This window comes from Sphingomicrobium arenosum, from assembly GCF_026157085.1.
Taxonomy (GTDB): Bacteria; Pseudomonadota; Alphaproteobacteria; order Sphingomonadales; family Sphingomonadaceae; genus Sphingomicrobium; species Sphingomicrobium arenosum.
Genome location: NZ_JANPVN010000001.1, coordinates 1220210 through 1232673 on the forward strand (window position 1 = coordinate 1220210; position 12464 = coordinate 1232673).

Consider the following 12464-nt stretch of genomic DNA (forward strand, 5'->3'; position numbering starts at 1 on the left):
CTTGTCAGTCAAGAGCTCTTTACAGCCCCCTCCAGCCATTGCCTTCATGGCCGCCCCACCCCACATCATTGCCATGCTCGATCGACCCGCCCCCAAGACCGCCCGCCTTTATCGCATGGTGAAGCCCAAGCATGTCTGCCCTTATGGCCTGCAGGCGCTCCATCTCCTCAAGTCGCGCGGCTATCGGATCGAGGATCACCCGCTCGAGACGCCCGAGGCGACCGAAGCCTTCAAGGCCGAGCATGGCGTGAAGACCACCCCGCAAATCTTCATCGGCGACGAACGCATCGGCGGCTACACTGATTTGCGCACCCATTTCGGGTTGAAGAACCCCGACCCCTCCAAAAAGACCTATCGCCCCGTCGCGGCCCTTTTCGCGCTCGCCGCGCTCATGGCCGCCGCGCTCACCAACTTCACCGCCGGCGCCCCGCTCCTCGAACGCTGGGCCATGCTTTTCGTCCCGATCGCCATGTGCCTGCTCGCGCTCCTGAAGCTGCAGGACGTGCGCAGCTTCGCCACCATGTTCCTCGGCTACGACCTGCTCGCCCGGCGCTGGGTACCCTACGCCACCCTCTACCCCTTCCTCGAGGCAACGGCAGGCGTGCTCATGCTCGGCCAGCTCCTGCCGTGGCTGTCGGTCCCCATCGCGCTGTTCATCGGCACCATCGGCGCGGCGTCGGTCTTCAAGGCGGTCTATATCGACAAGCGCGATCTCAAGTGCGCCTGCGTCGGTGGCAACAACAATGTGCCGCTGGGCTTCATCAGCCTCACGGAAAATCTCATGATGATCGCGATGAGCCTCTGGATGGGCAGCCGCTTTCTCTGGTAGGATCGCGCCCGAAAGGAACTCAGCCCATGCGCCTTGCCCTCCTCGCCTGCCTCGCCCTCGCCGCCTGCGCTCAGGAGGTCGACACCCCCGTCGTCGAGAGCGACGCCGCCGACGCCGAGGTGTTCAGCCCCGCCGGCATGACCTTCGAGGTCGAGGGCGAGGAAGGCGTCACGCGCACCTATTTCGGGCCCGACGGCACCTATATCGATTTCGATGGCGACATTGAATCGGGCCGTGGCAGCTATGAAGTGCGACCCGACGGCCAACTCTGCTTCACCCCCGACGACCCCGATGCGGGCACCGCCTGCTGGACCAACGAGGGCGAACCCGATGCCGACGGCTGGATGACCTCGCGCCGCGTCTCCGACGGCCTCACCATCCGCGCCCGGCCGATCATCGGCGACTAGGCAGGCTGGCACTTCTTCCCATCCCGCGCGTTGGCCGCCGACACATTGATCGGAGGGAATCCATGACCATCATTCGCACCAGCCTCGTCGGCGCCGCCATGCTCGCGCTCGCTGCCTGTGGCGGCAGTGACAATGCAGCCCAGGACGACAGCAACCCGACCGCCGCCGAGAATGACAGCATCGAGGATGCCGAAATCGCCCTCGGCGATGCCCCTTCGGCGGTCGAGGGCACGCCTTATGCCGACACCGCATGGGAGTGGACCAGCAACGGTGGCAATATCACCACCACCGTGCTGCGCGCCGACGGCAGCTTCTCGGTCGGCGATGCCGGCGGCGTCAGCGACCAGGGCGCGTGGAACTGGACCGACGGCAAGGTCTGCTTCAACAGCAGCCGCGCCGATGCCGAAGACAGCTGCTGGACCGTGCCGCCGCAGGCCCCCGGTGTCGGCGATGCCTTCGTCGTGACCAACAGCCAGGGCGAGAATATCGAACTGACGCGCGTCGACTATGAAGGCGACGTGGTCGAGGAACGCGGCTGATCGCTTCGCGCGTTATCCAGCCATTACGGGGGGCGGCCGAACCATCGGTCGCCCCCCTTTTTCATGCCACCGCGACCCCATCGCACAATCCGACCGACACTCCACTCTTGACCTAGGTTGTAAAATAGGGTCGAACGGTCGCTTCATTCCACAGGGGGAACGAGCATGAAGACACTGATCCTGATGACCGCCAGCCTCGCGCTGGTCGCCTGCGCCGCCGAAAATGACGACGCGGAAATGGCCGACGCCGGCGCCGACACCGACATGGTGGTCGAGGAAACCGCCGCGGCCGACGGCCCCGGCATGGCCGGTGAATATAAGATCTACAATGCCGAGGGCGAACTCGAAGGCACTGCGACCAACATGGCCGACGGCACCTACACCTGGACCAATCCCGACGGCTCGATGGCCGAAGGGTCGGGCACGTGGGAAAATCGCGACGGCATGATGTGTGTCACGTGGGTTGAACCCGGCGAGACCGAGGACGACAATCCGCGCTGCTGGAGCAAGGGCGAAGCGGGCGAAGATGGCCGTGTCGTCTGGACCAGCGATGCCGAAGAGCCCGAGACGGCCTATGTCGAGATGACCGAAGCCTAAGCGACCTTCGGTTCAACAGGGGAAAAGGGGCGGTGCCACCGGCGCCGCCCCTTTTTTCATCGCTTATTGCTCGAAGGCCTCGCCCGCATCGACGCCCCACAGGCGGTCCTGCGGCACCCAGCCCTCGGCCTCGCCCACGCGCATCAGGCACGCCGTGCCGTCACAGGTGTCGAGCCGCCCGACCACGCCCGCCTCGAGCCGGAAGCGCACCGGGCTCTCGATCGACAGGCCGACGCGCATTTCCACCGGCTCGCCCTGCGTCACCATGCCGGTGCGCCGCTCGCTCAGCAGCGCGACCGCCATCCAGCCCTGCGTCCCGTCGGGATCCTCGATCTTGCGCCAATTGTCATAGCGCTGGACGATTTTGACCGGCAGGTCGCGGCGCTGATAAAGCCATTGCCCCGGATAGGTCCGGCCCGGGCCCGAGCGCATCATCGCCTCGCCCGACGAGATCGACGCCCAATAGGGCACCTCGCGTTCGTCCTGCGCCGAGGCGCCGGTCGCCGCGACCAGCGCGGCAGCCATCAGGGAAAGACCGAGCTTGCGCATCACGCCCCCGTCAGGATCCGGTCGACGAGCTGCTTCACGCTCGGCACGAACCCGTTCGAATAGAAGGGGTCGGTCTTGAAGCGATAGGCGGCATGGCCCGCGAACATCAGGTTTTCATCGACCGGCCCGCCATGAGCGATGTCCTGCAGCGTCTTCTGAATACAGAAGCTGCGCGGATCGGCCAGCCGCCCGGTCGTGTTCTTCTCATTGTCGGCCCAGCTCGAGAAGCTGCACTGCGACAGGCAGCCCATGCAATCGGCCTGGTCCTTGCGGATCTCGGCAAACTCCTCAGGCGTCACGAACACCAGCGTGTCGGCGGGCGTCTTCATCGCCTCGGTAAAGCCCGCGCCGTGCCATTCGCGCGCGCGGTTGAGGTCGGCCTTGGTGACCCAATAGCTCTTGCGTCCCTTGATCCCGACATCGAGTTCGAACTCGTGATCGCCCTCCTTGTCCTTGGCAAAGGCGATCTGTCGTTCGCTGCGCGCTTCGAGATTGCGCAGGAAGGGATTGCGCACCGCGCTAGAATAAAAACCCGTCGGCGAGAATTTGTGGAGGAGGACGTCGCCCTCTTCCAATTCCATCAGCCGCGACTTCCACTCGGCGGGGATCGGGCTTTCCTGCGTCAATAGGGGCCGCGTGCCGAACTGGAAGGCGATCGGCCCCAGTTCGTCATTGTCGATCCAATTGTCCCACTCATCGAGACGCCACACGCCGCCCGCCATCACGATCGGCACCTCGGGCGTGCCCGCATCGCGCATCATTGCACGAAGCTCGGCAACGCGCGGATAGGGATCCTGCGGCTTCTTTGGATCTTCCGCATTCGACAGGCCATTATGCCCGCCCGCCAGCCAGGGATCTTCATAGACGACCGCGCCCAGCCCTTCGGGATGCTTCGAATAAGCGCGCTTCCACAGCGCACGGAACGCCCGGCCAGACGACACGATGGGAAGATATTTCACCCCATAATGCCGCGCGATCTCGGACAGGCGATAGGGCATGCCCGCACCGCAGGTCACGCCGTCGACCATGTCCGCGCAATTGTCGAGAAGGCCCTCGAGCACGCGCTCGGCGCCGCCCATTTCCCACAGCACGTTGACGTTGATCGCGCCTTGGCCGTTCGCCATCTCATGCGCCTTGGTGACCTGCGCGGTGGCGCCGTCGACCGCATATTGGATCAGCTCTTCATGGCGCCCGCGGCGGGTCATTTCCTCATAGACCTGCGGGATGATGCGGCCTTCGGGGTCGTAGCTGTCGGCATTGACCGCGCTGACCGTCCCGATGCCGCCCGCCGCCGCCCAGGCGCCCGAGCTCGCATGGTTGGTCGCGCTGACGCCCTTGCCGCCCTCGATGACCGGCCAGACCATCTTGCCGTTATATTCGATCTGCTTGAGACCCTTGAAACTCACAAACACTCTCCTGTGGGATTTGAGCGCTGCTATAGGGGCGCTGGCGGCTCGCCACAATCCCGCCCTTATTCGGTTCGCCGCAGCGTCGCCGTAACGTTACCTAGCCGCAGATGGCGTAATCCAGCCCGATATCGACCGCCGGCGCGCCCATGGTGATCTTGCTCGTCGAGATATAATCCACGCCCGTTTCGGCCACCGCCCTGATGGTCTCGAGGCTAATCCCACCCGAGGCTTCCAAGGGCACCCGCCCCGCCACCAGCGCGACGGCCTCGCGCAGCACGTCAGGCGGCATGTTATCGAGCAGCAGCCTGTCGGCGCCCGCCCCCAGAGCGGGTTCGATCTGGTCGATCCGATCGACCTCGACCTGCACTTGCAATCCGTGACTGCCCGCCTTTGCCCGGGCCACGGTGAGCGCAATATCGCCGCCGTTCACCGCGATATGATTGTCCTTGATGAGGAGGCCATCATCCATCCGCATCCGATGGTTGGCTGCGCCGCCCATCCGGCTGGCATATTTGCTCAAGGCGCGCAGCCCCGGAATGGTCTTGCGCGTGTCGAGTACGGTTGCCCCCGTTCCCTCGACGACCTGCGCAAAGGCGCGGGCTTGCGTCGCGATCCCGCACAGCACCTGCAGCGTGTTCAAAGCCGAGCGCTCCGCGCTGAGCATCGCCCGCGCCTTGCCCGTGAGGCGCATCAGGTCGGTGCCAGCGGGCACAACGTCGCCATCCTCGACCAGCGCCTCGATCTCCACCCCATGGTCGAGCCGCCGGAAAAAGGCCTCGGCCACCGTCATCCCGGCCACGGCGATCTCCTCGCGCGCGTCCATTACGGCGGAAAAACGCGCGCCCTCGGCGATCGTATTTGCGCTGGTGACGTCCCCGCCCGTGCCGAGATCCTCGGCAAGCACGGCCGTCACATAGGCATCGAGGTCGAAATCACTGGGAAGCTGGCTCATGTCATTGCCCTGCACGGCTTTGCCACCCGCCTCAAGTCCTGCCTTCGGCGGCGCGCGCCACTTCTGCCACCAGCCCCATCGCATTGGCGCTGGTCGGCTGCCAATGCGCCTCGTCATGCGGCCTCGTGTAATGATGCTGGCGCCGCTCGACATAATTGTCGCCGTCCCAGCCGATCACCTTGATGACGCAATTGTGCCGGTCGGCATGGATATAGTTGAAGCTCGCGGGCTCGATCTTGATCCGCGTCGAAAAGGCCGTCCCCGCCTGGATCACCAGCGCCGAGCCATCGCCCTTGGGCAGGTCCACCGTGCGATGCACGCTACTCGTGTGATTATGCCCCGACAGGATGAGGTCGATGCCGCAATCGTCGGTCGCGCTCACCGCCGCGACCTGGTTCTGGATGGGATCGGACAAATTCTCCCCGCGCGGCAGCTTCCACATCGGGTGATGCAGCGTCAGGATACGCAAATCATCGTCCTGCGCCTCGGCGAACTTGTCGCGCATCAGCTGAATCTGCTCGTCCGAGATCTTGCCATTCTTGACCACCAGCCCGCGCATCGAATTCAATCCGAGGATCGCGAAGCCCTCCTCGTTGAGCCACGGATTCAATTCCTCGCCCCACTCGCCCATATGCTTCACATAGGCCGCATTGGGGCTCATGAACCGCTTCACCAGATTGAAGCTCGGCGTGTCGTGATTGCCGGGCACCACCATGATGCGATGCCCGCGCTCCTCGATCTTGTTGAGCCACACGCGCGCCAGCTCGAACTCCTCCTCCTTGGCCCATTGGGTAAGGTCGCCCGCGATGACGACGAGGTCGCTTTCATTCTCCTCGAGGAACAGCTCGGTCGCGGCGACCAGATGCTCTTCGTGGATGCCGAAATGGACGTCGGAAAAATGGATGATTTTATGCATGCCGTCCGAACGCTTGGGGTCGCGGCGAAGTTCAGCTAGCGTCCCCGCCATGGACCGCACCGACGCCAACACGGGCACCCGCCCCGTCTCCGACCGCCTCGCCTTCGACGAAAAAGCGCTCGCCGACTGGATGGAGGCCCATGTCGAGGGCTTCACCGGCCCCCTCAGCGTCGAACTATTCAAGGGTGGCCAGTCCAACCCCACTTACAAACTCTCCACCCCTCACGCCGCCTATGTGCTGCGCCGCAAGCCCCCCGGCCGCCTCCTCCCCGGCGCCCATGCGGTCGAACGCGAATATCGCGTCATGACGGCCCTGGGGCAGGCCGGTTTCCCGGCACCCCGCACGCACGGCCTCGAGGAGGATGAAAGCGTCATCGGCACCCCCTTCTTCGTCATGGACATGGTGCCCGGCCGCATCGTCTGGGAAGCGCACTTCCCCGACACCCCTGCGGCCGACCGCGCTGCCCACTTCGACGCCATGAACGCTTGCCTCGCCCAGCTCCACAGCTTCGACCCCGCCGCCATCGGGCTCGGCGACTATGGCAAGGGCGAGAATTTCGTCGCCCGCCAGGTCGCGCGCTGGTCCGACCAATATCGGAACGACATCGAGGCGGGGCGGCTCGACGCGATGGACCGGCTCGTCGACTGGCTCGCCGCCAACGCTCCCGACCGCTCGGCCGAACCCATCCGCGTCATTCACGGCGACTTTCGCTGCGACAATATGATCTTCGACGCGGACCAGCCCAAGGTCCGCGCCGTCCTCGACTGGGAGCTGTCGACATTGGGCGATCCCGGCGCCGACTTCGCCTACCATCTCCTCATGTACCGCATGCCCTCGGCGGGCAGCTTCACCGGCCTCCTGGGCCGCGACCTCGCCGACCTCGGCATCCCAACCGAAGAGGATTATGTCGCCACTTATTGCGAACGCACCGGGCGCGACGGCGTCGCCGATCTCGACTATCTCATCGTCTACAACATGTTCCGCCTCGCCGCGATCGTCCACGGCATCAAGGGCCGCGTCGCGCGCGGCAATGCCTCCAGCGCCCATGCGGTTGAAACCGCCAAGGCCCTCGAACCGCTCGCCGAGCTAGCCTGGGCCAATGCGAAAGCCGCCCGCCTCTGACCGTCATCCCAGCGAAGGCTGAGACGACGTTGAAGCTATACGACCCCCGACGAAAAAGGCCCGGACGTTTCCGCCCGGGCCTCCTTCATTCAGCAACCTGTCGCTTACTCCCCGTCAACCGGGAAGCCGCGCCGCCGCAGCAGCGCATCGACATCGGGATCGCGCCCGCGGAACGCCCGATAGGCCTCGATACGGTCGGTCGCATTGCCGGTCGCGAGGATGATCTTCTCGAACCGCTCGGCCACCGCCGGATCATAGGGATTGCCCGTCTCGGCAAAGGCCTCCCACGTATCGGCGTCCATCGTTTCCGACCACAGATAGCTGTAATAGCCCGCCGAATAGGCGTCCGAGCTGAACAGGTGGTTGAACTGCGGCAGGCGGTGACGCATCACCGTTTCTTCCGGCATGTTCAGCGCGGCCAGCGTCTGCTTCTCGAAGCTGTCGACATCGACGATCCCGTCCGGATCCATGTGCAGCTTCATGTCCACGAGCGCGCTCGAAAGATACTGCACCGTCGCATAGCCCTCGTTGAAGGTCGACGAGGCCGCGATCTTGTCGCGCAAGCTCTGCGGCATGACTTCATTGGTCTCGTAATGACGCGCGAAGCGTTCGAGCACCGGCTCGCTCAGCAGCCAATTCTCGTTCACCTGGCTCGGATATTCGACGAAGTCGCGCTGGTTGCCGGCAAGGCTCGGATAATCGACATCAACCAGCATGTAATGGATGGCGTGGCCGAACTCGTGCCACAGCGTCTGCGCGTCATCGAGGCTGATCAGCACCGGCTCGCCCGGCTGCGGCTTGTTGAAGTTGTTATTGTTGGTGAACAGGCCGAGCTCGTCGCCGCTCAGCTTGGTGCCGAGCCTGAGCGTGTTCATCCACGCCCCCGAACGCTTGCCGTCGCGGGCATAGGTGTCGAAATAGAACAGCCCGATATCCTCGCCCGTGCGCGTGTTCGTCACCTCGAAGGTGCGGATGTCGGGATGATAGACGGGCACCGCGCCCGTATTCTCGACCATCTTGATGCCGTAGAGCTGCTCGGCCGACCAAATCATGCCGTCGACCATGTTGTTCAATTCGAAATAGGGCTTCAGCTCCTCGGCGCTGAGGTCGTACTTCGCCTTGCGGACCTTCTCCTGGTAATAGAGATAATCCCACGGCTCGATCTCGCTCACGCCATCGGCGCTCGCGAATTCCATCATGTCGGCGACTTCCTCGTCGACCCGCGCGATCGCGGCGGGCCAGACCTTCATCATCAGGTCCATCGCGCGCTGCGGCGTGCCCGCCATCGTGTCCTGCATGCGCCAATGCGCATGGCTCTCGTAGCCGAGCAAATCGGCGCGCTCGGCGCGGGTCTTCACGATCTGCGCGATGATCGCATTGGTGTCATTGTCATCGCCATTGTCGCCGCGATTGACGAAGCGATCCCAGATCTTCTCGCGAAGATCGCGGTCCTCGGCGAAGCTCAGCACCGGATCGACCATCGAGCGGGTGTTCTTGACGGCATAGCCCTGCATGCCCTGCGCCTCGGCCGCGGCCTTGGCGGCGCTGACGATATCGCCCGGCACGCCCGCCATCTCGGCCTCGCTGACCTGCGTATAGACATTCTCGTCGGCCAGCACATTGGCGCTGAACGCACTGAACAGTTCGGCAAGCTTGGCATTATAGGCCGACAGCTGCGCCTTGCCCGCCGCATCGAGCAGCGCGCCGTTGCGCACATAGCTGTCGTAGCGACGCTCGAGCGCGCGCATCTGCTGGCTGGTAAGCCCCAGCGTTTCGCGCGCGTCGTAGAGCGTCTTTACGCGCTGGAACAGCGCCTCGTTCAGCGTGATCTTGTCATAGGCTTCCGAGATCAGCGGGCTCCACTTGGCGTCGAGGTCGCGCACTTCGGGCGTCGACAGGTTCGAGGTGTAGACCCCGAACACCGAATAGACCCGGTCGAACTGCTCGCCCGACAATTCCAGCGCGTCGATCGTGTTGGCAAAGGTCGGCGCGGCGGGATTGTCGGCGATGGCATCGACCTCGGCGAGATAGGCGTCGAGCGACACGGCGAGCGCCTCGTCGAACTGGCCGACCTCATAGTCCTGCCACTGCGGCACGCCGTCATAGGGACCTTCCCATTCGGCGAGCAGCGGGTTGAAAGCGACCGCCTCGGCGGCGGCGGTATCGGCGGCGGCAGTGGCCATCGCGACCGCAGTGGCGATCGCATCGTCCTGCCCGAGCGTCCCGCAGGCGCTCAGGCTCAGGCTCGCGACACCCGCGAGCAACAAAGTCTTGGTCATGGTTTTTCCTTGGGTGAGGATGGTCGTTCGAAATTGCATCGGCGCCTACATGGCAAAGCCCGGCTGAACAGACAAGGAACGTGGCCCAAAGGCCGCGTCGCCTGTGCTCTCAACGCATCAGATAGGCCATCACGCGCACGTCGATGGCACAGCCCTCGGCGCGCTTGTCGGCCACGAAAGCCGCGATCTCCGACCGACGCACCGCATGGACGATGATGTCCTCGCTGTCGGTCCCGCCCCCCTCGCCGACCTTGACGCAGTCGTGCGCGCGCACGGCGGTGAAGCTTTCCGACACCATGCCGGGCGAGGAGAAGAATTCGCCCACCACCTCGATGCGCCCGGGCCGCCAGCCCGTCTCCTCTTCGAGCTCGCGCATGGCGGCATCCTCGACCGTATCCTGCTCGCCGCCATCATCGTCGCCGATGAGGCCCGCGGGCAGTTCGAGGCAGTTCGAGCCGATGGGAATGCGATATTGCTCGACCAGCAGCAGCCGATCCTCCTCGACCACCGCCTCGATTACTACCGCGCGAATGCCCCGGGCGCGCTTCACATATTCCCAGCGCCCATCCTTCACCGCGACGATGAAATCGCCCTGATATTTGACCTCGGGCCCGCTCATCTCGTCGTTGCTCACAGCTCGATCAGCTTGTCGGGAATTTCGTTGGGATTGTCGACCGACTTGGGGAAATGCTTGGCCAGCACCTCGCCGATCTCGCCAATCGCGGCACAGATGCCGTCGGCCACCCTGCCCTCCTTCACCGGCCCCAGCAGCGCGATCATCGCCTCGCCCCAGGCGTCGGGCGCGACCGCCTTTGTAATCGCCTCGTCGTGGATGATCTCGGCGCGATGTTCGCCCATCGACAGGTAGATGAGGATGCCCGTGCGCCTCACCGTGCGCTTGTCCGCCCCCGCCTTGTAGATGTCGATCGCGCGCCGCCGTACCCGCCGCGTCTTGGTCGCGGGCGGCACGAGCAACAGCCGCAGCGGCATCCAGTTGAGGATCAGCCAGACCCCAAGAAACTTGGCCAGCGCCAGCATCAGCACGGTCAGCAAGAGCTTGTCCTGCTCGACCTCGCCCCACCCGCCGAAGAGGAAGTGATACACATCCTCCAGCAGCCCCGGCACGAAGGCCCACAGACCCATCTGGACGAACATCGCAAGCGCGGCCCATTGCCACGCCGCGTCATGATATTTGTCGGACAGGTCGGTCGCCACCGCGACGATCTCGCCGTCGGTCGCCTTCTCCGCCTGCGCAATCGCCGCCGAGACGCGCGCATGATCTTCTGCCGTCAGCTTGTGCATCACCATCCCCCCGAGGCGCCGCCGCCCCCGAAACCGCCGCCGCCCAGACCGCCGCCAAAGCCGCCGCCGCCGCCGCCAAACCCGCCGCCGCCGCCGAAGCCACCGCCGCCGAATCCGCCGCCACCGCGCCCGGCGCTGAGCAGCGCATCGATGCCCCACAGGATTACCGCGGCATCGCCCGCATCCATGCCGCCGCGCCTGCGCCGCCGACCCTTGCCACCCTTGCCGCGATAGCGCCGACCCCCGCGCTGCCGTCCGGCGCTCAGGAAAATGAAGATGAAAATCATGAACATGACGAGCACGCCGAAGCCCTCGCCACCGCCCTCGCGCCGCGCCTGCTCGGCCGCCGCGACTTCCTCGGCCCGCGCCGCCGCTTCCTCGGGCGTCAATTCGAAGCTGGCGATGATCTCGCTCGTCCCGGCATCGATCCCGGCGGCGAAATTGCCCGCCTTGAACTCGGGTTCGATCACGTTGCGGATGATCCGCCCCGCCAGCACGTCGGGCAGGTAGACCCGCGCGCCATAGCCCGTCTCGATCCGGATGCGCCGCTCGGCCCGCGCGATGATCAGCAGCGTGCCGTCATCCTCCTCGGCATCGCCCACGCCCCAGTCGCGGCCCAGCCGATAACCGAAATCCTGGATTTCATAGCCCTGCAGGTCCTGGAACGTCGCGACATAGAGCGGCCGCCCCGTCTCGGCAAAGCGCGCCTGCAACTTCTGGTTGAGCGCCAATTCCTCCTGCGGCGACAGGAACTCGCCCTCATCGAGGATCCAGCTATTCTCCGGCGGCGCCGGAAAATCCTGCGCCATCGCCGGCGCGGAAAGCAGCATCGCCGCAAGAAAGAGAAGCATACCCATCACGTCGCCCCAGCGAAGGCTGGGGCCCATGTCGTCGGCGTACTGCAAGCGGGCCGACATGGATCCCAGCCTTCGCTGGGATGACGACAGGACTAGGGCAGAACCCATCTTAAGCGCCGAAATCCACTTCGACCGCTTCATCGGCACCCTCGGCCGCCTCGAACGGCACCTTGGGCTCGGCCCCGTGGATCACCTTCGCGCCGATCGCGTCGGGGAAGGTCCGGATCGTCGTGTTATAGTTGCGCACCGCATCGTTATAATCGCGCCGCGCGACGAGGATCGAATTCTCGGTCCCCTCGAGCTGCACCATCAAATCGGCGAAGCGCTGCTGGCTCGCCAGCTCGGGATAGCGCTCGTTGATCACAGTGCCCAGCAGGCTGCGGGCGTTGGACAGCTGCCCCTGCGCCTCGGCATAGGCGCGCACCGCCTCGGGATCGTCGAGCTGGTCGGTCGACAAGTTGGCCGAGGTCGCCGATGCACGCGCCTCGGTAATCTGCGTCAGGATATCCTCCTCGCTCGCCGCCGCGCCCTTCACCGTCTCGACGAGATTGCCGATAAGGTCGTTGCGGCGCTGATATTCGGCTTCCACATTGCCCCAGGCGGCATTCACTTCTTCTTCGGCCGTCGGCACGCTGTTGATGCCGCAGCCCGCGAGGCTGCCTGCGATAAGGGCGGTGGAAAGCAAGGTCAGGCGCTTGGTCATGG

The 12464-nt window shown here is 64.9% G+C and carries 14 protein-coding genes; 5 read left to right on the forward strand and 9 right to left on the reverse strand.

The window, feature by feature from the left end; genetic code table 11:
• The first annotated feature begins 46 nt into the window (after positions 1–46).
• From NUW51_RS06060 to NUW51_RS06075, 4 genes are all read left to right on the forward strand, one after another.
• Positions 47–829, forward strand: a complete 783-nt coding sequence (locus NUW51_RS06060; protein ID WP_265563728.1) for a MauE/DoxX family redox-associated membrane protein — start codon at positions 47–49, stop codon at positions 827–829.
• Positions 830–855: 26 nt separating this feature from the next.
• A complete protein-coding gene (locus tag NUW51_RS06065) occupies positions 856–1236 on the forward strand; it encodes a hypothetical protein (RefSeq protein WP_265563730.1) in 381 nt (126 codons plus the stop codon).
• A gap of 62 nt (positions 1237–1298) precedes the next feature.
• Entirely contained in the window at positions 1299–1775 is a 477-nt protein-coding gene (locus tag NUW51_RS06070) for a hypothetical protein (protein WP_265563731.1), read from the forward strand.
• A gap of 165 nt (positions 1776–1940) precedes the next feature.
• A complete protein-coding gene (locus NUW51_RS06075; RefSeq protein WP_265563734.1) occupies positions 1941–2372 on the forward strand; it encodes a hypothetical protein in 432 nt (143 codons plus the stop codon).
• Positions 2373–2435: 63 nt separating this feature from the next.
• On the opposite strand, the gene NUW51_RS06080 is transcribed toward NUW51_RS06075, so the two are convergent.
• The 4 genes from NUW51_RS06080 to NUW51_RS06095 form a co-directional block, all read right to left on the reverse strand.
• On the reverse strand, positions 2436–2921 hold the full coding sequence (locus NUW51_RS06080) for an SH3 domain-containing protein (RefSeq protein WP_265563735.1): 486 nt from the start codon (positions 2919–2921) through the stop codon (positions 2436–2438).
• Complete coding sequence (locus NUW51_RS06085; protein ID WP_265587939.1) at positions 2921–4285, reverse strand: NAD(P)H-dependent flavin oxidoreductase; 1365 nt, start codon at positions 4283–4285, stop codon at positions 2921–2923. The genes NUW51_RS06080 and NUW51_RS06085 overlap by 1 nt, the downstream gene beginning before the upstream one ends.
• Positions 4286–4427: 142 nt before the next feature.
• Positions 4428–5282, reverse strand: coding sequence for a carboxylating nicotinate-nucleotide diphosphorylase (gene nadC / locus NUW51_RS06090; protein ID WP_265563737.1), 855 nt, complete (start codon positions 5280–5282; stop codon positions 4428–4430).
• A 31-nt stretch (positions 5283–5313) separates the two neighbouring features.
• Positions 5314–6198, reverse strand: coding sequence for a metallophosphoesterase family protein (locus NUW51_RS06095; protein ID WP_265563739.1), 885 nt, complete (start codon positions 6196–6198; stop codon positions 5314–5316).
• Between the two features lie 49 nt (positions 6199–6247).
• On the opposite strand from NUW51_RS06095, the gene NUW51_RS06100 reads away from it, so the two are divergent.
• Positions 6248–7321: a phosphotransferase family protein gene (locus NUW51_RS06100; RefSeq protein WP_265563741.1), complete on the forward strand. Its 1074-nt coding sequence runs from the start codon at positions 6248–6250 to the stop codon at positions 7319–7321.
• Between the two features lie 104 nt (positions 7322–7425).
• Here NUW51_RS06100 and NUW51_RS06105 read toward each other — a convergent pair whose 3' ends face one another.
• From NUW51_RS06105 to NUW51_RS06125, 5 genes are all read right to left on the reverse strand, one after another.
• Positions 7426–9600, reverse strand: coding sequence for a M3 family metallopeptidase (locus tag NUW51_RS06105; RefSeq protein WP_265563744.1), 2175 nt, complete (start codon positions 9598–9600; stop codon positions 7426–7428).
• A 109-nt stretch (positions 9601–9709) separates the two neighbouring features.
• Positions 9710–10234, reverse strand: coding sequence for an NUDIX hydrolase (locus NUW51_RS06110; protein ID WP_265563746.1), 525 nt, complete (start codon positions 10232–10234; stop codon positions 9710–9712).
• Positions 10231–10902 carry a TPM domain-containing protein gene (locus NUW51_RS06115; RefSeq protein ID WP_265563748.1) on the reverse strand — a complete coding sequence of 224 codons (672 nt, stop codon included), beginning with the start codon at positions 10900–10902 and terminating at the stop codon, positions 10231–10233. The genes NUW51_RS06110 and NUW51_RS06115 overlap by 4 nt, the downstream gene beginning before the upstream one ends.
• Positions 10902–11819, reverse strand: coding sequence for a TPM domain-containing protein (locus NUW51_RS06120; protein WP_265563750.1), 918 nt, complete (start codon positions 11817–11819; stop codon positions 10902–10904). The genes NUW51_RS06115 and NUW51_RS06120 overlap by 1 nt, the downstream gene beginning before the upstream one ends.
• A gap of 49 nt (positions 11820–11868) precedes the next feature.
• Positions 11869–12462, reverse strand: coding sequence for a LemA family protein (locus NUW51_RS06125; protein WP_265563751.1), 594 nt, complete (start codon positions 12460–12462; stop codon positions 11869–11871).
• Positions 12463–12464 lie beyond the last annotated feature (2 nt).

Excerpts from the sequence above, each read along its gene's own strand:
- NUW51_RS06060 (WP_265563728.1), top strand. The coding sequence starts at position 47 with ATGGCCGCCCCACCCCACATCATTGCCATGCTCGATCGACCCGCCCCC.
- NUW51_RS06065 (WP_265563730.1), top strand. The coding sequence starts at position 856 with ATGCGCCTTGCCCTCCTCGCCTGCCTCGCCCTCGCCGCCTGCGCTCAG.
- NUW51_RS06070 (WP_265563731.1), top strand. The coding sequence starts at position 1,299 with ATGACCATCATTCGCACCAGCCTCGTCGGCGCCGCCATGCTCGCGCTC.
- NUW51_RS06075 (WP_265563734.1), top strand. The coding sequence starts at position 1,941 with ATGAAGACACTGATCCTGATGACCGCCAGCCTCGCGCTGGTCGCCTGC.
- NUW51_RS06080 (WP_265563735.1), bottom strand. The coding sequence starts at position 2,921 with ATGCGCAAGCTCGGTCTTTCCCTGATGGCTGCCGCGCTGGTCGCGGCG.
- NUW51_RS06085 (WP_265587939.1), bottom strand. The coding sequence starts at position 4,285 with ATGGTCTGGCCGGTCATCGAGGGCGGCAAGGGCGTCAGCGCGACCAAC.
- nadC (WP_265563737.1), bottom strand. The coding sequence starts at position 5,282 with ATGAGCCAGCTTCCCAGTGATTTCGACCTCGATGCCTATGTGACGGCC.
- NUW51_RS06095 (WP_265563739.1), bottom strand. The coding sequence starts at position 6,198 with ATGCATAAAATCATCCATTTTTCCGACGTCCATTTCGGCATCCACGAA.
- NUW51_RS06100 (WP_265563741.1), top strand. The coding sequence starts at position 6,248 with ATGGACCGCACCGACGCCAACACGGGCACCCGCCCCGTCTCCGACCGC.
- NUW51_RS06105 (WP_265563744.1), bottom strand. The coding sequence starts at position 9,600 with ATGACCAAGACTTTGTTGCTCGCGGGTGTCGCGAGCCTGAGCCTGAGC.
- NUW51_RS06115 (WP_265563748.1), bottom strand. The coding sequence starts at position 10,902 with ATGCACAAGCTGACGGCAGAAGATCATGCGCGCGTCTCGGCGGCGATT.
- NUW51_RS06120 (WP_265563750.1), bottom strand. The coding sequence starts at position 11,819 with ATGTCGGCCCGCTTGCAGTACGCCGACGACATGGGCCCCAGCCTTCGC.
- NUW51_RS06125 (WP_265563751.1), bottom strand. The coding sequence starts at position 12,462 with ATGACCAAGCGCCTGACCTTGCTTTCCACCGCCCTTATCGCAGGCAGC.